The sequence below is a fragment of the Paenibacillus sp. NPDC057886 genome (assembly GCF_042796655.1).
In the GTDB taxonomy this organism is placed as follows: Bacteria; Bacillota; Bacilli; order Paenibacillales; family Paenibacillaceae; genus Paenibacillus.
The window spans coordinates 454,423-473,812 of the sequence record NZ_JBHVMZ010000006.1 but is presented as its reverse complement, the minus strand read 5'-3'; the positions used below and the strand labels follow the sequence as shown (position 1 = coordinate 473,812).

Genomic DNA, 19,390 nt, shown 5'->3' with positions numbered 1-19,390 from the left:
AACCGTTCAATCGACTCGGCTCAATGATTAGGCTAGTCCCACAGTAACATTGACGTTCCCTTTGATGCCTTTGGAATATGGGCAGTAGTCATGGGCAAGTTTGACAAATTTCTGTGCTGTCTCCTCATCCAGACCCTCGATTTTCACTTCAAGCTCCACTTCCAGCTTCACACCATTATCCGTAGGGTCTGTCACAAGCATAACCGTAGCCGATACTGTGCTTCTCTCAATTTCAACTTTGTGTTTCTTCAACTGAAACTCCAGCGCTGAATTAAAGCAAGCACTGTAGCCTGCTGCAAACAATTGCTCTGGATTCGTAGCTGTCGTCACTTTGCCTCCCAGTTCAGGCGGGGCAGCGACATCAAGCATAAATACGTTATCCGGTGATTGCACAATCCCTTGACGTCCACCTGTATTAATTACTGTAGTTTCGTATAATGTTTTCATGAGTATTGGCTCCTCTGTATGTTTAGATTTTATTTTGTAAAGATGATATCTCTTTTTTTTGCTAACAATTAAATTGTACACAATTTAATTGTGTTTGTAAATCATTATTATAAAAAAAAAGCAACCATTCCCTCTTGTAATACAAGGAGATGGTTGCTCTGTAATGATGATATCTAATTAGTGATCAAAAGTTGAATTCAACTAAATTATAAATGCTATCCTTTACATTTTCTTCTCAAAGCCCTCCATCGGTGCAAGGGAATTCTGATTGTCGGTAGTAAAGTGCATGACCTCACGAAACGAACCTTCCAGATAAGTCTGCATCGCCAATGGAATGCGCAGTTCATCCATATCCGACGGGGATATTTGGTAACGAATGCTGCCAAGGTCACCTGCTTTCACCTTCTGTACCCATTTCGGCTCGCGAATCAATTCCCGTCCGAGTGCCACCAAAGTTGCCCCGGCGTTGATGACCTCTTCCGCGTCTTCCGGCCGCTCAATCGATCCGATGCCGATCAGAGGTTTTTTTTGATCCAAAACCCGAACAAATTTAGTTAAGATTGGCTCCTTGTCATCAGGTTGGTTTAAAGATGTTCGTTTGTAACTTCCCATCGACAGATGGATGTAGTCAACCCGAGTGTTCGTCAGAGCTTGGGCAAAAGCCAAGGAGTCTTCGAGCCGGATGCCCGGCATATGAATTTCTTCGGGTGAAATCCGGTAACCGAGGATAAAGGGTTTATCCGCATGGGCATCGATAACCGATGCAACCTCCTGAATGACCGCCAGCGGAAATCGCATGCGATTTTCAAAGCTGCCACCCCACTGATCGGACCGTTGATTGGAATTGACGGAGAAAAATTGCTGCAACAGATACGTGTTGGCCCCGTGAAGCTCTACCCCGTCAAAACCAGCTTGAATGGCTCGTAAGGTTGCTCTGCCGAAGTCCTTAATAATGCTTTCGATTTCATCAGGTGTTAATTCACGTGGTGTCTCCGAGCCAATTGGATGTGTGGCAGCGATTGCACTCGCACTGGTGGGTTGAACACCTCTTAGCGTTTTGGAGTTCGTTTTGCGCCCTGCATGAAAGATTTGCACAATGGCTTTCGTTCCGTCTTTCTGAATGGCTCTTGCAATTTTGGAAAGTCCTTTGATTGTAGAATCACTTGCGATGGAAAGCTCACCTTCAAAGCCTTTTCCCCCATCGGTTACGTACGCAACACCCGTAATGATCATACCAGGGCCACCAGCCCGTTCGGCATAATAATCGACTTCATCATTGGTGATTGAACCGTCGAAGAAACTGGACATCGTTGTCATTGGCGCCATGACCACTCTATTTTTCAACGTAAAACCATTCGCAAATGTATAAGGCTGCAAGAAATTACGATTTTTTTTTCCATATATATTCTCTCCTTTTATTAGGCTTGTTCGCCCTTGTCTCTGTTTCATGAGTTATTGTATAGTAGGGTAAAAAAAGAGTATAGTATGCACTTAAAAGGTAGATACTATCTAAAAGGAGAGTGGAATATGGAAACTGCTGAGGAAGTAAACGTTAAACCATTTTCACATGCCATGTCATTGATCGGCGGAAAATGGAAAATGCATATCTTGTTTTGGTTATGGAAAGAGAAACATTGCGATATGGAGAATTGAAAAGAGCCTTGGGCGGAATTACGCATAAAATGCTAAGCTCTCAACTGAAGGAATTAGAGGCAGATCAATTAATCATCCGTACTGAGTACCCACAATTACCGCCAAAAGTAGAATATTCTTTGTCTCGTGAAGGATTAACGCTGATGCCTGTGCTTGAGGTTCTCTGCGATTGGGGTAAACAGAATCTTGCTGATTTGCAGAAGAGTTAGTGAACGTAGCGCAGCGAAGGATAAAGCTTATTTCTTTTAATTTTTGTCCCCCAATTGTCCCCCAAGACTTCATAATGCCTTCTCAAAAAACTAGACAAAGAAAAAAGCCCTTGCTGCGCAAGGACTTTTTGTTATGATCTGTAGTGGGCTCGAACCACTGACCCCTACCCTGTCAAGATAGTGCTCTCCCAGCTGAGCTAACAGATCATGATATCTAATTGTTTTCCAATCAAGTAACAGTATCATACCAAGTAACCGTGTTCATTGTCAATCGTTATATTGGTAATATTTTATTCGAATTGGTGGCACAATAAAGGAATGATTACCATTTTGATGACGAGGTGACTTCCATATGAGGAACATGAAAGAACGTAAACTGCGTTTATTTATCACAGCCAAAAACTTAGCCTGTCTGATTGCGCTTGTTGCATTAATATACGTTTCTGTCGGTTGTAGTTTGGAACGGGATGAACACACCGTACAATTCCAACAGTTGAAAGTACCCAATGAGGTTAATGATGACCTGCCTGTTTGGATGGATGTGTATTCCAAGTCTGTTGTGCATGACGTTTACTCCCCACAAGGCAAGGTTGAAGTCTTACCCTGAGAAACATTATGTCGCATTTCACTCATCTTCGTCCCACTTTTTGGAATAAGCTTTCTTGGTCACATAATACAACAAAGCAATCATTCCGGCCGACATCAAAAGGGTGATTGCCATCACTCCAGCCATACCCATGGTTCGCACCTCCTCTCCCAGTATGTTCCAGTCTTAACTATACAGGAAAAGCATTTTTTTGTATAATTCAGTCTGATAGCGTAGAGCAGAAAGAAGGTATGGAATTGGCAGCTGAGATTAGTTATATAACGACTGAAGAACAACTCCAGAAAGCATTGGATATTCGCAATCATGTTTTTGTCATCGAGCAGCAGGTGCCTGCTGACATTGAGATCGATCAATATGATGTTATTAGTCCTGATGTGTATCATGTATTGTTGAGTACAGATGGACAGGCTGTAGCCACAGGCCGTCTGATCTATTACACAAAGGATACCGCCAAAATGCAGCGCATCGCTGTACTCAAATCTCATCGTGCGTTCGGGTACGGACGTGTGCTTCTGTTAGCTATGGAAGAACGGGCACGCGAATTGGGGTTGGCCTACTCTGTTTTGGACGCACAATGCCAGGCGCAGAAGTTCTATGAGAAGCTCGGATATGAAGTAATTTCGGAAGAGCCTTTTTATGATGCAGACATTCTGCATGTTCGTATGCAAAAGAGCCTGTAAATAACCTCTGCGTGCGATATAAAGTCATGTTGTGCATACTTTTTTTTGATCCGGACAGGCTAAAGAGGTAACCAGATACCTATTTGGTCAGATAAGGAGAGTGTGACATCATGGATCAAACGACACGCGAAAGCTTCACAGCAGTACAAAAAAATGGTGACGGCGATCTGACGGCGTTCCAAACTTCATCCGGACGTGTGCTGGATTATCAACAGGCACTGGCAGAAGTAAAAGCAGGAGCAATTGCAGGTGTGAACGTCTTTAAAGGCAAAGATGGAGAAATGTACATTCGCGGTGACGCAGACGGCGACCCAACCAATAACCTTGATCAACTTCCAATCTTCTAATAGATGTATGCTGCATGACAAGGCGCCAATCCGACTTTCCGGGTTGGCGTTTTTTACGTTTTAATATTCGGTAAAATATTTCACGGCATCCCCTGCAGGCTGGCTTTTGCGAATGGGCTGTGGTTCCTGCTCCCATGCTTGCAGAATGAGTATGCCTTCCAATGTAGACTTGTTCTCCCACACAATATGCTGCCTGCGCTCAAGCTCCAGCAGTGACTCGTGAATGAACGCCTTGCTTCTACCCGTCTTATTCTCCAGCTCATCCATTCGTGGCACTCGGCGACGCTGCCCCGCATAATTAACAATAATACGCAAAATTTTGCGTTCAAAATCATTCAGCATATCTCTTCCTTCCCTTCCTTATGGAGTACGGGACGCCATGCCAGAATACCTTGTTCCAGAAATGTTCGGGGTGCCCCTTCTTTACCTGCAGATGCTCTAATCTTCCCGCCCCGTACACTGTTGATTCGAATCTGCCGCTGTGTAATATGCCCTGCACGATCCATGTAGACGAGCTCCACCATCTGACCAATATATTTCCCTAGCATAATCATCCCCCCAATAAGAACATGTGTTTGTTTTATTATTATATACGAACATAAGTTCTTTATTCAACAACTAAAAAAAGGATTTTTTGAAATAAAAAAACCAGACTCACTCCCTTTCATAGGGAAGTCTGGTTCCTATCCTGCTTGCTGTGCAGTTCATGTTCAGTTCAACGTCGATCCGATTCCGTGAATTGTACTTTTTTCAGCTGCTGGGTAGACGGATTAAAATCAACATTTACAAATACAGCAAATTGTTTACCGTCTTTGTTACGAACCCATAACTTGAACTGTTCACGGGATTGGTCTGCTGTTAGTGAGGTGCGGCCGATGTGTTTGTAATCCAAAATATCCACGTTGTACTTGGTTTGTGTTTCCTTCACTGCAATGATTCCCCACTTCGCATAATCCGGAATCGCAGTTGCTGAACTGGTTGATAATCCACTTAAACTTAGTATCACCGTCATCAGGGCTACGATGAGCATTCTCATATCATTCACTCCTCGGAACAATGTTTACGTTAGCCTGCCCTGTAGAAGTTTATTTTACACCAGTAGACGAATGAGAAACGTAAACTACATACGCCTTAAGCCTCATTTGCATAATTATGGGTTTAGCGTAGTGGATAAACGTGTAATAGGCCATGACAACATCACTTCTTTATTCTGAACAATCATTTCGAGGAGGTTACACCCGAATGTTCAAACGTATGGATGAAATCGCAATTGAAATCCCCAATGTCGAGAGGCCGGACCCGAATGCAGCGGCAGCGATACAAGAATTGCTGGGTGGTAAATTCGGAGAGATGTCAACGTTGAACAACTACCTCTATCAATCCTTTAATTTTCGCTCCAAGGAAAAATTGAAACCCTTCTACGATCTGGTGATGAGTATCACCGCCGAAGAATTGGGTCATGTAGAGCTTGTGTCTCATGGCATTAACAAATGCCTCAGAGGTTCCACTGAGTACAAAGAGCCTGACGATACACCACTTGGTTCCGTGAAGGATGCGCGTCTCTCCTATCATTTCCTGGCTGGCGCACAGGGAGCAATGCCTTTCGACTCCATGGGCAATCCATGGACAGGCGCCCATGTCTTTAACAGTGGAAATCTGGTTGAAGATCTGCTGCATAACTTTTTTCTTGAATGCGGAGCACGTACACATAAAATGAAAGTTTACGAAATGACTGATCACCCCGCAGCCCGGGCAGTTGTTGGCTATTTGCTGGTACGTGGCGGCGTGCATGTGGTCGCTTATGCTAAAGCGCTTGAGATTGCAACCGGAGTAAATGTAACCAAATTGGTGCCGATTCCATCACTGAGCAACAAATCCTTTAACGAAGCGTGGAAATACGAAGAAAAAGGCCTACACACCAAGCTGTATACCTATAGTGATAAAGACTTTAATGCGATTAGTCAGATCTGGAAAGGGACACACCCTGAAGATGGACAACCGCTGGAAGTCATTCAAGGCGTACCTGAAGGGTACCCGATTCCTGAAGCTCCTGCGGTGGAAGAAGAATTCGCACCAGGTATTTCGCAGGAAGACTTCCAGGAAATTGCACGTCGTCTGAAGATGGCGGGAAATATTGCGGATTAAGGTAGCGTTATGTAGTGGATGTATTAGTTGTTGTTGATTTGGCATGAAAATGGATTAAGCCCTCAGATCTTGCTGCTTCAGTGGCAGGATCGAGGGCTTTATCATTGATATATTAAAACATGGATTTAATGCTATTGATGAACTTTTGCCCTGTGTTTGGCTCTGTCAGTGTAATATCCCACATCACTATATTGGCCAGCAGATTTGAACCATCATTCATTACTTTTACAGTCAATTCATTAACTCCATTTAACGGAGTTTGAAAAGAGTCAGGATGGTTCTCCCCGCTGTTCGCTGATACAACCAGGGAATAGATTTCTGTGCCATCGGCGAAAAAACTTATTGTAATAGTCTCATGGCTTGCTGTTCGGACAACATCGTCCGGTATAGCGAAATAACCTGTCATATTTTTGTATTTTCCATTTAAGAGATATGAAAACTCATTCGTTTTTTGTTTCTCTCTACTATACAAATTGATTTGAGGCTCGACCTTTGTCTGGCCTACTGTAAAATCGGAGAGCTCTGTATCCCATACTACAGCCCCGTCACTCAAAGCAAGTTCATTCAGTGCAACTCTTTTACCGTCAACGTTATCTAAATAATGATTGAGGCCGCCAACAACAGTGATCGTAGCCATTGAAAAAATAATCGCTGTCAGGAAGATTCGAATAAGTCCTTTTAATGTATTCCGATGATGCGTTACTATCCGCTGTGCCCCATATCCCACGGCAGCCCCTAAAGTATTAATCAGGATATCGTCTATATCAAACGCACCTAAGCGGGAAATCATTTGCAATGTCTCTATCATCGTAATACATAGAATGAATAGGCTGATAAAGCGAATAAACCCACAGCGAAAGAGGAGCGGAATGACCATCCCGAAGGGGATGAAGGCTATAAAATTCCCCATTTCAAAAAACCAAATCTTAAAATCTCTCCCCATCGGAAAATGTAAAGGAATTCCTTGAGGGGTTAAGCTGTATCGCAAGCCCTGATCAGGACTGGATGAGCTTCTATCGAAGCCCAAGAATAAGAAATACAATGTTAAACAAGTATACAACGATAACAATACAATGATGAATTTTCTTGATTTTCCTTGATACAAAATCACACCTTCTTTTTTCAATAAACTTCTACACCATTAAATCATCCATACACTACAATCTACAGAGGTCGCCAGAACCGACTCCTCACGTTGACTCATGACTCATCACTTCGATCAGCATGTTGGCCCCCAGTCGAAATCCCTGAACAAATGCAGCTTCGCTATGTATGCCATCACATTGGCCACACAAGTCGAACAACTGTTCAAGCTCACGGAATTCGTCCTCGCTCAATCGATTCTTCCATTGTTCCGTCAGAGCCGCAATTTGCCGCCCTAATAATTGGTATTCAGGATGTGTCGGCATCATCGTCTCATCCGGGCGAAGTCGCCCGCTATAAAGTGCTTCCAGAATTGAATTCATGTGCATCCTCCCAGAAATGGATTCGCATCGACTTGAATGAGTGTTCTGCACATGGTAGGATATTTATGCAGTCAGCTCATTCTAAGTGATTGCAGATAGGAAGTAGCGGTGTTCTTCTCGGGACTCACGCTGCTTCCTTTTTTTTATTTTTGGAGCTCGTCGTAGATCTTCTCAATCCCTTTGCGAACGATGTCTGATCGGTTCGTATTCAGCTTCTCCGCCGAAATATCGAGCTTGTTCATAATTTCATCATCGACACGTATCTCAATCGTTTTGCTTTTGGGTTTGTCGGATTTAGGACGCCCCATCTTTTTGGAGGACATCGCTTCACCTCTTTTTTTGTCCTGACATTAATATATTATTGTCAGGACAAAAAGTCAATTCATTTGTAAAACATACGTTCGTCTTTTTTGTTTCCAAATTAAGCACAACACAAGTGGATCGTAAGTTCAACTCAAAAATGTTATATTTAGCTATGGCTTGTACTTAAAAGTATGATCTGTTTTTAACAAAAAAAAACCTGAAAGGCAATAAACCGTTCAAGATTATTAAGGACATTGTATTTTATTCAGCAATGGTTTTATAATCTCATTTAATTCCTCTAGTACCTCATCTTCCGTAGGATTTTTTAATAATCTTTCTAAATCTTCTTTCAACATAACCAAATACTTAGAAGGCAATCTATTAATTAACCCCGTCAACATATAATATTCCCATGTAGAGTCTCTCGTTCTAAAAACATGCTTTATATGAGGAATAAGTTCTTCTCCAAATCTCAAAAATAAATCTTCTACGGACTTGGCAATGGGCCAATTTCCGTCTTGCAACCATTCCATAAGATCAGGAATGATATCTCGCAACTCTTCATTACCTAATTCACTTAACTTACGCACCGCTTCGAAATCATGCTTGTCGCGGGGAAGCCATTCTCTAACATCCATGCTCATCACCTCTTGTCATCCAACGATGAAATCCTGCATTCCTACTTCTGCTCCTCCGTCGGCTCGATATCTTCTATTTTCACTTCAATCTGATCCTGAGTATCCGTGGTTGACATGGCATCTCGCATACGAATGGTCCATGTTCCTATATCCTCATCGAAATCGACATTCTCAATTACGGGAATACGTACTTGCTCTCCATCTGATGAGTACAATCCAGCCCGGATGGCATCCGCCTCACTCATATGAGCACCATCTGGAGTGGCCGGGCAAGATACAGCAATCGTTTCCGCTCTGGCTTGTCCAGGGTAAGGGGCTACCATCCGTCCAGACTTCAACATAGGTGCCGACCTGTGGATCAGGCGCATTGGAGAACCATTTTGCCGGATAATACCGATCCTCTTCCCTTCTGGTACTGAAATTTTCATATGCAGGGTTAACAACAAGCATGGAATTATCTTTGCGGTCAACCACATAACCAACGAAGCCTTCTTCTCTTTGTGCATCCGCTTGAACATGCGTTGTCTCACATTCATTTTTCTCAGTAACAGTACAACCTGTAAGACATAATATCAAGATCGAGAACGATCTGAGCAGCATACGAAGATTCCACATATGTAAAGCCCCCTCAATTTACTTCCTCATTCTCTTTTTGACGTTGCCTATAGGGTGATTGTTGCATTCAACGTACGTTTAACATCCCTTTTATGTCAACAGAATCACCTTGATCTATTTCTCTTGTAACAGTATCTCCCCCATACAAATAATGCCACACATAACAAAAGCGCACAGTATCCCCAGGTGAAAAACAAAGCCAGTCCCAGCCCGATGTTGGCTCCTATATAGCCCCCGCGTAACTCCGTATATAATGCATAACCCAATGGTACGCTACCTACCACAAAAAGTCCGATTAACCATCCGCCCCAACGTTTGAAAACAGATCCCCCTCTATCCTTGGAATTCTTTTGGATGCCTTGAGTCAGGATAATCAGCAATAAAATCAATATTAGCCAAGTTATGAAAATGTAGAACATAGCGATTGTCTCCTCTCTTAACTTCCTTCTATTTTTGTACAAAGGATTTCCGCCTGTTTGTCCATTGTACTGCCACCCCGCTTTCGATAAACTGATCACATTCGAACTAAATTGATAATGATTATCATTATCCAATAAGTAACCATATGCGGGAGGAACCATAACGATGAAAGCAACACGCAAGCTCGGTACCCTTATATTCATGATTACCCTGATTGGTGCGCTGTTATCAGCCTGTGGCAGCAAAACAGAGCCATCTGCTACAACCGCTAAAGCAGAATCAGGTGAATCTACCACCTCAACTCAAGCGGAGTCCGGACAAAGTGAAACCAAGAGTTACACCGACTCACTAGGCCACACGGTAGAGATTCCGGTCAACGCGAAACGCATTATTTTCACCGGCAGTGATCTGGGAGATTTGCTCGTCTTGGATGTTAAGCCTGTTGGTGCAGCCCTAGGCATCATTGGTGATCAGATCGCTTATCCCGAATTGCTGGATGGGATTGAAGATGTAGGCGACTTGCAAGGCGATCTGGAGAAAATCACTTCATTAAGTCCTGATCTGATCCTGCTGGATGCTGGCGGCAGTTATTATGAAGAGAACCAATATACTTTGTTGTCGAAGATTGCTCCGACAGTAACCTATGACCGACTATCAACCAATGAACGTGTGAAAGTCTTCGGTGACATTCTAGGGAAAGAGCAGGCAGCCGAGGAATGGATCAAAACCTATGCAGAGCAATCCGAGCAAGTACGCAATCAGCTTGATTTGCCCACAGGTGTTACCGCATCCGTCTTTCTCCAGCTTGGCAAAGACATGTACGTAATGGGTAACAGCGCACTTGCCGAAACGGTGTATGATACGTTGCAGTTCATCCCGGCTCCCAAAGTTAAAGAATCCCTGATTGATAAAAATGAACCCTTTGCCAACATCTCCAGCGAGCTGCTGCCGGAATATGCAGGCGAATATTTGTTTGTCCTCACGGATCTGTCGGAGGAAGAGCGAAATAACAGTGACTCCATCATGACAACCGATATCTGGAAGTCCATCCCGGCTGTTAAAAACAATAAAGTCTACTATCTTAATACCAAGTGGAACTTTGATGATCCAATTACCAAAGAACGACTGATGGATGAGCTACCTTCCATACTAGGTAAATAACGCATCAATTCATGAAGCGTTAGGGTCTTCTGGATAAACCATTTTGCCAGTAAAGCAATATCTGTAGGGCTACTGCCCTCCACTCATGACCGGAGCAGTTCCTGACACACAGGAGCCTCCGGTTATTTGCCATTGAAAAAAAGCGCTCCTTTATATACAATCAACTATAATTGATAACTATTCTCAATAAATACGTTATGAAAAGAGGATTCCGTGTTGAGACAACCTACCCAGATTACTCCGGATCTTCTGTCCCTATCCTATGCCAACTCACAATCCCATTTGCTCAGCAATCTGCTGACACCGAACATCTCCACCGTTCTTGCAAAGCATTCCCTGCTCTCGTTTACTTCGGGAAAAGGAACTTTATATGTACAGGAAATCCCTGTACCCGTCAAAAAAGGAACCACCATGATCCTGCATCCCCAGAGTCGGATTCAATTAACCAGCGACGGACAGTTAGACGGAATCCATATCTCTTTTGATGTGTTTGCCAGAGGCAGCAAGGAACCGGTATCTGCCTTGGACCGTCTTTTTCCTTACGGGCAGCCGATACCTGTTCGTCCGTTCGCTCAATATGTTCATTTGCTTGAACAACATGTTGGGTACGGGGAAGATGCATTGGATGAGCTGCAACAGTTCAGACAGCAGATTATTTTACAGGAAATGATCGTGCTTCTGCTGGAAAATGCCCAAACCGTTCGCAAAAATACCCATCCGGATGAATCAGTGCGCGCCACCATTCAATACATCGGGCAGCATTACACAGAATCACTTACAGTTGAACAGCTTGCAACACAAGCCAGTATGGGACGCTCACAATATAGTTCACGATTCCAGAGCATAACGGGGTATAAGCCGCTGGACTATATTACCCGGTTACGAATCGAACAGGCCAAGACCCTGCTGATGCGTACAGAGGATCCTTTACGTGAGATCGCTCGCAGCGTAGGGTTCAGCGATGAGTACTATTTCAATCGGCGATTCAGTCAGATGACTGGATTTTCACCCAAACAATATGTTCGTCAGCATCGAAGCGACAGTAGTTTCTTATCCACCTGGAACGTATCCCAAACTTCACCTGACTCTGACTCAACAAACATATTGTCCGCTTCCCCCTCCCTGGCACCATCCGACTCAGAGAATGCACCTAATGCACCTGTTCCATCCTTTCCATCGATTCTCCCCGTTGCTGTTAACCCTTTGCAGTCCAAACCGACGACACACTCTCCCAAAATTGTCACGATGGGCAGTATGGTCGGGCACATGCTGACACTGGGCATTCGGCCTGTTGGCGCAGAACTCACCATCATCCGTCATCAAGTCGTGTACCGGAACCAATTGCAGCACATTGAAGATGTCGGTGTAATCAACAACGCTTCCGTTATTGCAGGTCTGGAGCCTGACCTTATTGTCTATGAACACCGTTCGGACGCGATGAGAGAATTGCTTGAGCAGGTGGCGCCCACACTGACCATTGATCCGGCCAGCAATACGGCCGAGCAGCTGCGCTGTATTGCTAAACATGTGGGTGAAGAACAGAAAGCAGAACAGTGGATTGCCCACTATGAAGAGAAACACGAACATATGTGGAAACGCCTGGGCGGAAGTACAGGCACGGGAGAAACAGCAAGCGTGCTGCTTGAGCTGGATGGAGAATGGTATGTAATGGGGGTTCAGGGATTCCCACTAACACTCTATCATCCCCTTGGGTTCAACCCTTCCGATAGTGTGGCTTCACTCATGAAGAACGATGTTCGTTTTCTCAAAATTCAGAAGCATGAAGTGGCTGATTATGCAGGTGACCGCCTGTTCGTATTAACCTCCAGCAATCGCCGTCATGACGCCCATCTGCGACAACTTCTCGAACAGACCAGCTGGACCGGGCTATCCGCATCTGTTCGTGCACACACGTATACGACAAACGCCAAATGGAACTTCGATGACCCGATCACAAGAGATCGTTTGCTCAAAGTCATGCCACGTATTTTAAAACATCCACTGACTTAGTTTGCGTGATTCTCTTCTCTTGCCAGCAGGCACAACGTGATATTAAAAAGTAGAAAAAGACACCTTCGTCTTACTCAGGATCATGAGTAGACGAAGGCGTCTTTTTTAAATTCATATACAGCTTTCTTATGCAGAGCCAGAGTTCACAAACACTCTGTTACGTTCAGGCACCGAACTGTGCATAATGCAAACGACTGTATACTCCACCTGCTCGAAGCAATTCTTCGTGTCTGCCCTGCTCTGTGATCCCTTGCTCGGCAACAACAATAATGCGATCCGCATTTTTGATCGTAGCCAATCTGTGGGCAATAACCAGGGTAGTCCGTCCTTCGGACAATTCCGCAAGGGATTGCTGGATCGCTGCTTCGGTCTCAGTATCAAGTGCAGATGTAGCTTCATCCAAAATTAGAATCGGAGGATTCTTCAGGAACATACGCGCAATGGACAAACGCTGTTTCTGTCCGCCAGACAGTTTCACACCGCGTTCACCAATTAACGTGTCCATTCCTTCCGGCATGGAAGTGATCAGTGTTTCCATCTGTGCACGACGGGCTGCCATCCAGATTTCTTCTTCTGTTGCATCCAGCTTGCCATACGCAATATTCTCACGAACTGTTCCATCAAACAGGAACACATCCTGCTGAACAATTCCGATCTGACTGCGCAATGAATCCAGCGTCATGTCTTGAATCTCCTGACCATCGATCGTGATGCGACCTTCCAGCACATCATAGAAACGAGGCAGCAGACTGCACAGTGTTGTTTTCCCTGCACCGGATGGTCCTACAAGGGCCACTGTTTCGCCAGCGTGAATATTCAGATCAATTCCTTTAAGAACAGGCTCCTGATCCGAATAGCCAAAGGTCACCTGCTCATATCGGATATCTCCACGCAGATGAGATACCGTAGTGGCACCTGGTCGATCCTCAACGTCCGGCTCCATATCGAGCAATTCCGTATAACGTTTGAAACCTGCAATCCCTTTTGGATACGTCTCAATAACGGAGTTGATCTTCTGAATAGGTGTAAGAAACACATTGGACAGCATAATAAATGCAATAAATTGACCGTAGCTCATACTGCCTTTAATGACAAACCATGTGCCGCATACCAGTACAAAGAGGGATACCAGCTTCATCAGCATATAACTGATGGATGAGTTCCAGGCCATGATTTTGTACGCGATTAGTTTAGTCTGACGGAAACGGCTGTTGTTTACAGCGAATTGTGCTTTTTCATGCTCTTCGTTGGCAAAAGCCTGAACCACGCGAATACCACTTACATTGTTTTCTACACGTGCGTTGAAATCCGCTATATCCCCGAACATTCGGCTAAATGCCTTGGACATCTTGCTGCCAAAATACAAGGATAGATAAATAATGAGCGGCACGATGATAAATGTTAACACGGCTAGATTACCGTTAATGCTCATCATGATACTGAATGCACCGACCAACGTCATTACTGCGATAAATACATCCTCCGGACCATGATGGGCAATCTCACCGATATCCATCAGGTCATTGGTCATACGAGAGACCAGATGCCCGGTTTTGGTATTGTCAAAAAAACGGAAAGATAGCTTCTGTACATGATTGAAAAGAGCCTTACGCATATCGGTCTCAATGTTAATGCCAAGCTTGTGTCCCCAGTATGTAACCACAAAGTTGAGGAACGAATTTAATAGATAGATTGCGAGCAACGCAAGACATGCCCATAATATCCAGTCCCAGCGTCCCCCTGGCAAAAGGTCATCCACGACTCTATTGACTGCCAGCGGGAAGGCCAGTTCCAGCAGAGCTACGAAAATCGCGCAGCTGAAGTCCAGAATGAACAGCTTTTTGTAAGGCCTGTAATAGGCAAAGAAACGGCGAAGCATGGACTGAAGCCCTCCTTATAGCAACCATATAACATGATTGCTTTCTATTTCGTTTTGCTCAAGAGATACAGGAAGTATGGAGCACCAATGATGGCAACCAGAATACCTGCTGGAATCTCTGAAGGCTGCAAGATTACGCGTCCCAGCGTATCTGCAACAAGCACAAGCAATGATCCGACCAATGCGGATGCAGGCAAAAGGAACTGATGTTTTGGCCCCACGAGACGACGTGCCAAATGTGGACCGATCAGACCCACAAAACCAATGCCGCCACTGACGGATACGCATGATCCGGCTAGTCCCACGGCAGCAGCCAGCAAGATCAGTCTTTCACGCTCCACCGGAGCCCCGAGACCACTCGCTGTTTGATCCCCAAGGTTCAGTACATTGAGCACACGGGCTTTATACAGAACAAGCGGCACAAGGATAATGAGAAACGGCAGCAACGCCGTTACGAATTTCCAGTTGGAACCCCAGATACTACCTGCCATCCAGGTCGCCACAAATTGATACTTCTCCGGACTAAGCCGAAGTGTCAGCACGATCATGGCTGAGCTGATCCCTGCCGCTACACCAATCCCTGTAAGCAACATGCGCGTAGGCATGAGACCCTCTCCCTTTTTGTAAGAGAGCACATAAATCAGAAATGCAGCAAAAGTTGCACCGATCAGGGCCAGGATTGGCAGCAAAAATACCGGAGCCGCCGTCGTTGTCGGGAAGAAGGATACAAACAACATCACAACCAATCCGGCTCCAGCGTTGATACCGAGAATCCCTGGATCAGCCAGAGGGTTTCGGGATACCCCCTGCAGAATACAACCGGACAGCGCAAGTCCTGCACCGACCAGAACCGAAATGACGATACGTGGCAAACGGAATTCAAACAGGATCAGTTCCTGCTTTGCTGTCCCACCGCCAAACAGGGTACGCATCACCTCAAGTGGAGAAAGCCGAGTGAACCCTGTATTCATACTGATAATAAAAGCCGTAATAATCAACGCACCAAGTACAATCATAACAATGGTGCTTTTTGTTCTCTTTTTGCGTTCTGCTCCAACCAGAGTTGAGGATTCCATCGTTACAGAGTCCTCCTTTCTTTACGCGCCAGATAGAGGAAGAAAGGTACCCCAATCAGGGCAACCAGTGCGCCAATTGGCGTCTCGTATGGCGGGTTAATCATACGTGCAGCCAGATCCGCGAATACGAGCAGCAGACTGCCCATCACTGCGGAACATGGAATAATCCAGCGATAATCGACCCCAACCAATTTACGTGTGAGATGGGGAATGATAAGCCCTACAAAACCAACAGCACCAACCACGGATACAGCTGTACCTGCGAGGATCAGGACAACAATCAGACCAACCAGCTTGATCAGGCCAGTACGTTGACCCAATCCAACGGCGATGTCTTCTCCCAAGCTAAGCAGCGTAATGGAACGGGAGATAATAATCCCTGCAATAAGCGCAGCCAGAACCCAGGGGAACATGACTTCCAACTGGGACCACTTCGTTCCGGCTACACCGCCCGCTGTCCAGAAAGCGAGGTCTTGTCCAATTTTGAAATACAGTGCAATCCCTTCGCTTAGTGCTGACAGCATAGCAGACACTGCCGCCCCCGCCAGAACGAGCCGTAGAGGTGTAAGTCCGGATTTGGACGCTGCACCGAAACCATAGACCAACAGAACCCCAAGTCCTGCACCGACGAAGGAGTACAGAATGATATACATATATGGCATGCCCGGGAAAAAGGCAAAGCAGACAGCGAGCGCAAATCCTGCGCCAGCATTCAGTCCGAGCAAACCGGAATCTGCAAGCGGGTTACGGGTCATCCCCTGCATAATCGCACCGGCTACAGCGAAGCAGGCACCGACCATCGCTCCGCCAAGAATACGCGGTAACCGAATCTCCCATATGATCTGATGCGGAGTCAGTTCAGGATTAAAGTTAAAAATTGCCTCCCATACAACGCCCAGCTTGATATCTGCGGCCCCAAACGAAATGGACAACGCCATACCCAGCGCGAGCAGCAGAATCCCCCCGGTCAGGATCAATGTGGCAGCCCAGGGACGAGTGTGTATTTTGGCTGTCGGTGATTCCGTAGGTTGACTTGCCGATGAAACTTTCGAACTCATATGCACCCACCCTTGTTATGAGTGGTGTAGACAGATCCTATGTACATAACATTCACCTCTCTATTAATACAAAACTGATATTGATATTGATTCTCATTCCCATAGACCATTGTATGTCAACTAACTGTCTCTGGCAATGGACAAATGGGACATGTTTATTGCATAAATGAATTTTTGTACTAAAAAAAGCTGCATGGAGTATAAGAACTCCAATGCAGCACCTTGGTTTTAAATATGAATTAACGACTAGGTACAGCAGTCAATGCTGCCAGTACATCCGGCACATCCGTAATGATTCCCTTCACACCCATGTCGATCAGTTCTTGCATTTCGGCAGGATCATTCACCGTAAACGGATGTGTTGCAATTCCCTGAGCCAGCGCAGCAGCAACTTCTTCTCGTGTTACAGCCAGCTTGTAGGGATGCAGAGCAGAAGCTTCCAGTTTGGCAGCATAATCATATGGGCGGTATAGCTTTTCCATATATAGAAGTGCTGTGCGGATCTCCGGGGCAAGACGTTTGCATCTCACTAGTGAAGCATGATTGAAGCTGGATAGGATCACCTGCTGCTCCATGTCCCAATCCCGAATCGCTTGTATCATCTTTTCTTCCATTCCCTTATAGCTGATAATACCATTTTTCAATTCCAGGTTAAGTAGGATGTCTTTCCCCCGAACCAGATCGAATAATTCATCCAAAGATGGAATGCGTTCTCCAGCAAAATCGGCATGGAACCAAGCCCCTGCGTCAAGATTACGCAATTCTTCAAACGATTTATCCTTGACCCAACCCTCTGCTCCGGCAGTGCGGCTTAAGCTCTCATCATGTATTAGCACCAGCCTTCCATCACTGGATAGCTGGACATCCGTTTCAATGCCTGTCGCTCCAAGCTGCAAGCTGCGTTCAAACGCAACCATCGTATTCTCGGGGCATACGGCAGATGCTCCCCTATGGGCGATATTTTCAATTCTTTTCATTCCAGCAGCCTCCTGAGTTCAACATTAACTCTATGATTCTCACTATAAACGCAGTTTGTCATACCTGTATTAACAGAGCGTTTAATTGTATTCTCCGTCTGTGTATAGGGCAACATCTTGGAGGGCTGGGGATTCACTCATTTTGTGAACTCAATCTGTAAAGCAGACATAATATAGTATCAGTCATAGACAACTGTACTCCGTTGTAAGGAGGTCGGCCATTGAAACCCCTAACGAAGAAGAGAACTGTATCTCCCAAATCTTCCTCCATAAAAGCTCCCTTGCCCAGAATTTCTGCCAAAAGCAGATCCGGTAAACCCAACAGTATAACAAGAACTCCCCCCGGACCACGTCAATACATGAAAAAAGCTTCCGTTCGGGGGCTGTCTGTTCCCGACAAAACGAGTAATCAAGCATCTGTCATTAACACACAGCATGGTCTGGATCAGTTGGCTGTTATCGCCGCTATTCTGGCCCTTATTGCTGCTGTAATCGGATTGTATATTGCCTGGAAAACACTCAGTTTGCCTGCTGGTAATACTGAGGTAACGGTCTAACTCCCCTTGCCCACTCTGTCTCTCTTTTCCATAGAGGCGGAGTCTTTTTGCAGACAGAAAAAAACCGTTCCCCTGAGACGCCGACCGTACCGGCGTCTCTTTGGAAAGGCCATTTCTTCATCGGGCGTTGCCCCGGCGATTATGTCACCGTCCCGGAATGGCTGACCGAATTACAGAACGAATGTGCGAGAGATGATAACGAGCAGGATGAACAACACCAGGATTGCGCCTGTTGATGTCCATGCTCCACCGCCAAAGCCGCCGTATCCGTAACCGTATCCTGTGCCTTTGATTTCGCTCATGAGTGACACTCCCCTCTTTTAAGAAAGTACACTATAGACTATGTTTGGGGAGTGAACTTGCTTGGGCATATCAGAAAGTTTTCCGCTGGAGCGGATAGTTATTTATCCTGAAGCTGTGACCACTTCTGTGTCAACTGAGCCGGAATATAGGATGACATCCGATTCAACAGTTCAGCCGGGTCAGATTCCAGACTCCATAGACTGAGATGTGAGGTATTGGAAAATCCTTCATGCACGCTGTGCTCAACCATTTTCATCAACGGTTCGTAATATCCGTTTACATTTAACAAACCGACAGGTTTACGATGAATACCGATTTGTGCCCAGCAAAGAACCTCAAATAGTTCTTCAAATGTCCCCATACCACCAGGAAGCGCCACAAATCCATCGGATAGCTCGGCCATCGTTGCCTTGCGTTCATGCATCGTTCCCACTTCAATCAGCTGCGTAAGGCCTCCATGTACGACCTCTCCCCGGAACAAGCCAGTCGGCATGACACCAATCACTTCTCCGCCCTGCTCCAGAGCAGCATCCGCGACCGCACCCATTAATCCCATACATGAACCGCCATAGACGAGTGCGTACCCGCTATCGGCGATCTGTTTACCCAATTTAATAGCCTGCTGTGTGTAATCGGGGTGATTTCCCGGGTTGGAGCCTGCAAAAACACATATACGTTTCAATGGGTTTCACTCCTTCTCATTATCTATTTCTTTAGTGTATAACATGAATGTAAATACTATGTTACATCACTCATCATGCACATGTGAATAAAAAAAACACCCGACCGTTTGCAGCCGGCCGGGCTCCCATATTTAGTACACATCATTTAGAAGGGGT

The 19,390-nt window shown here is 45.4% G+C and carries 24 protein-coding genes, 1 tRNA gene and 1 pseudogene; 8 read left to right on the top strand and 18 right to left on the bottom strand.

The features are described 5' to 3' along the window. Positions 1-27 precede the first annotated feature (27 nt). Both ACFVQB_RS22375 and ACFVQB_RS22370 read right to left on the bottom strand, forming a co-directional pair. Positions 28-447, bottom strand: coding sequence for an organic hydroperoxide resistance protein (locus tag ACFVQB_RS22375; RefSeq protein WP_064636540.1), 420 nt, complete (start codon positions 445-447; stop codon positions 28-30). Positions 448-669: 222 nt separating this feature from the next. Next, positions 670-1,896, bottom strand: coding sequence for an NADH-dependent flavin oxidoreductase (locus ACFVQB_RS22370; protein WP_379444103.1), 1,227 nt, complete (start codon positions 1,894-1,896; stop codon positions 670-672). 78 nt (positions 1,897-1,974) lie between these two features. Between ACFVQB_RS22370 and ACFVQB_RS22365 the strand changes: the two are divergent. Further along, a pseudogene (locus ACFVQB_RS22365) lies at positions 1,975-2,309 on the top strand (winged helix-turn-helix transcriptional regulator). Positions 2,310-2,443: 134 nt separating this feature from the next. Here ACFVQB_RS22365 and ACFVQB_RS22360 read toward each other — a convergent pair. Then, positions 2,444-2,516 (bottom strand) — tRNA-Val (locus tag ACFVQB_RS22360). 145 nt (positions 2,517-2,661) lie between these two features. On the opposite strand from ACFVQB_RS22360, the gene ACFVQB_RS22355 reads away from it, so the two are divergent. The 3 genes from ACFVQB_RS22355 (at position 2,662) to ACFVQB_RS22345 (ending at position 3,943) form a co-directional block, all read left to right on the top strand. Further along, entirely contained in the window at positions 2,662-2,916 is a 255-nt protein-coding gene (locus tag ACFVQB_RS22355) for a hypothetical protein (RefSeq protein WP_379444100.1), read from the top strand. A 236-nt stretch (positions 2,917-3,152) separates the two neighbouring features. Beyond that, complete coding sequence (locus ACFVQB_RS22350; RefSeq protein WP_379444477.1) at positions 3,153-3,596, top strand: GNAT family N-acetyltransferase; 444 nt, start codon at positions 3,153-3,155, stop codon at positions 3,594-3,596. A 110-nt stretch (positions 3,597-3,706) separates the two neighbouring features. Beyond that, on the top strand, positions 3,707-3,943 hold the full coding sequence (locus tag ACFVQB_RS22345) for a DUF3892 domain-containing protein (protein WP_076288193.1): 237 nt from the start codon (positions 3,707-3,709) through the stop codon (positions 3,941-3,943). 60 nt (positions 3,944-4,003) lie between these two features. On the opposite strand, the gene ACFVQB_RS22340 is transcribed toward ACFVQB_RS22345, so the two are convergent. The 3 genes from ACFVQB_RS22340 to ACFVQB_RS22330 form a co-directional block, all read right to left on the bottom strand. Beyond that, positions 4,004-4,285, bottom strand: coding sequence for a hypothetical protein (locus ACFVQB_RS22340; RefSeq protein WP_079349571.1), 282 nt, complete (start codon positions 4,283-4,285; stop codon positions 4,004-4,006). Further along, entirely contained in the window at positions 4,279-4,491 is a 213-nt protein-coding gene (locus tag ACFVQB_RS22335) for a hypothetical protein (protein WP_379444093.1), read from the bottom strand. The genes ACFVQB_RS22340 and ACFVQB_RS22335 overlap by 7 nt, the downstream gene beginning before the upstream one ends. A 167-nt stretch (positions 4,492-4,658) precedes the next feature. After that, positions 4,659-4,979 (bottom strand): DUF3889 domain-containing protein, encoded by a 321-nt coding sequence (locus tag ACFVQB_RS22330; protein ID WP_247898462.1) that lies wholly within the window; start codon positions 4,977-4,979, stop codon positions 4,659-4,661. Between the two features lie 206 nt (positions 4,980-5,185). On the opposite strand from ACFVQB_RS22330, the gene ACFVQB_RS22325 reads away from it, so the two are divergent. Next, positions 5,186-6,088 carry a manganese catalase family protein gene (locus tag ACFVQB_RS22325; protein ID WP_379444088.1) on the top strand — a complete coding sequence of 301 codons (903 nt, stop codon included), beginning with the start codon at positions 5,186-5,188 and terminating at the stop codon, positions 6,086-6,088. A gap of 112 nt (positions 6,089-6,200) precedes the next feature. Here ACFVQB_RS22325 and ACFVQB_RS22320 read toward each other — a convergent pair whose 3' ends face one another. From ACFVQB_RS22320 to ACFVQB_RS22295, 6 genes are all read right to left on the bottom strand, one after another. Next, complete coding sequence (locus tag ACFVQB_RS22320; protein ID WP_379444084.1) at positions 6,201-7,214, bottom strand: VanZ family protein; 1,014 nt, start codon at positions 7,212-7,214, stop codon at positions 6,201-6,203. A gap of 64 nt (positions 7,215-7,278) precedes the next feature. Further along, positions 7,279-7,554 (bottom strand): DUF6809 family protein, encoded by a 276-nt coding sequence (locus ACFVQB_RS22315; protein WP_379444081.1) that lies wholly within the window; start codon positions 7,552-7,554, stop codon positions 7,279-7,281. Positions 7,555-7,697: 143 nt separating this feature from the next. Beyond that, positions 7,698-7,877, bottom strand: a complete 180-nt coding sequence (locus tag ACFVQB_RS22310) for a ribbon-helix-helix protein, CopG family (RefSeq protein WP_379444077.1) — start codon at positions 7,875-7,877, stop codon at positions 7,698-7,700. Between the two features lie 225 nt (positions 7,878-8,102). Continuing rightward, a complete protein-coding gene (locus ACFVQB_RS22305) occupies positions 8,103-8,495 on the bottom strand; it encodes a DUF5071 domain-containing protein (RefSeq protein WP_379444074.1) in 393 nt (130 codons plus the stop codon). A gap of 41 nt (positions 8,496-8,536) precedes the next feature. Then, positions 8,537-8,740 carry a hypothetical protein gene (locus tag ACFVQB_RS22300; protein WP_379444070.1) on the bottom strand — a complete coding sequence of 68 codons (204 nt, stop codon included), beginning with the start codon at positions 8,738-8,740 and terminating at the stop codon, positions 8,537-8,539. Further along, the gene (locus tag ACFVQB_RS22295) at positions 8,733-9,110 is read right to left on the bottom strand and encodes a hypothetical protein (protein ID WP_379444066.1); all 378 of its coding nucleotides are present in this window, start codon (positions 9,108-9,110) and stop codon (positions 8,733-8,735) included. The genes ACFVQB_RS22300 and ACFVQB_RS22295 overlap by 8 nt, the downstream gene beginning before the upstream one ends. Positions 9,111-9,695: 585 nt before the next feature. Here ACFVQB_RS22295 and ACFVQB_RS22290 point away from each other — a divergent pair. Then, a complete protein-coding gene (locus tag ACFVQB_RS22290; protein WP_379444062.1) occupies positions 9,696-10,691 on the top strand; it encodes an ABC transporter substrate-binding protein in 996 nt (331 codons plus the stop codon). Between the two features lie 216 nt (positions 10,692-10,907). After that, entirely contained in the window at positions 10,908-12,701 is a 1,794-nt protein-coding gene (locus ACFVQB_RS22285) for a helix-turn-helix domain-containing protein (protein ID WP_379444058.1), read from the top strand. Positions 12,702-12,864: 163 nt separating this feature from the next. On the opposite strand, the gene ACFVQB_RS22280 is transcribed toward ACFVQB_RS22285, so the two are convergent. The 4 genes from ACFVQB_RS22280 to ACFVQB_RS22265 form a co-directional block, all read right to left on the bottom strand. Next, positions 12,865-14,580, bottom strand: coding sequence for an ABC transporter ATP-binding protein (locus ACFVQB_RS22280; RefSeq protein ID WP_379444054.1), 1,716 nt, complete (start codon positions 14,578-14,580; stop codon positions 12,865-12,867). A 44-nt stretch (positions 14,581-14,624) separates the two neighbouring features. Then, the gene (locus tag ACFVQB_RS22275) at positions 14,625-15,656 is read right to left on the bottom strand and encodes a FecCD family ABC transporter permease (protein WP_379444038.1); all 1,032 of its coding nucleotides are present in this window, start codon (positions 15,654-15,656) and stop codon (positions 14,625-14,627) included. Positions 15,657-15,658: 2 nt separating this feature from the next. Next, positions 15,659-16,714: a FecCD family ABC transporter permease gene (locus tag ACFVQB_RS22270; protein WP_113053889.1), complete on the bottom strand. Its 1,056-nt coding sequence runs from the start codon at positions 16,712-16,714 to the stop codon at positions 15,659-15,661. Positions 16,715-16,953: 239 nt separating this feature from the next. Further along, entirely contained in the window at positions 16,954-17,691 is a 738-nt protein-coding gene (locus ACFVQB_RS22265) for a glycerophosphodiester phosphodiesterase (protein ID WP_379444030.1), read from the bottom strand. 359 nt (positions 17,692-18,050) lie between these two features. Between ACFVQB_RS22265 and ACFVQB_RS22260 the strand changes: the two genes are divergently transcribed. Further along, entirely contained in the window at positions 18,051-18,248 is a 198-nt protein-coding gene (locus ACFVQB_RS22260) for a hypothetical protein (RefSeq protein WP_379444027.1), read from the top strand. 170 nt (positions 18,249-18,418) lie between these two features. Here the strand turns inward: ACFVQB_RS22260 and ACFVQB_RS22255 are convergent, their stop codons facing one another. Next, positions 18,419-18,550 (bottom strand): YjcZ family sporulation protein, encoded by a 132-nt coding sequence (locus tag ACFVQB_RS22255; protein ID WP_211754062.1) that lies wholly within the window; start codon positions 18,548-18,550, stop codon positions 18,419-18,421. 98 nt (positions 18,551-18,648) lie between these two features. Next, on the bottom strand, positions 18,649-19,233 hold the full coding sequence (locus ACFVQB_RS22250; protein ID WP_072735382.1) for an LOG family protein: 585 nt from the start codon (positions 19,231-19,233) through the stop codon (positions 18,649-18,651). Positions 19,234-19,390 lie beyond the last annotated feature (157 nt).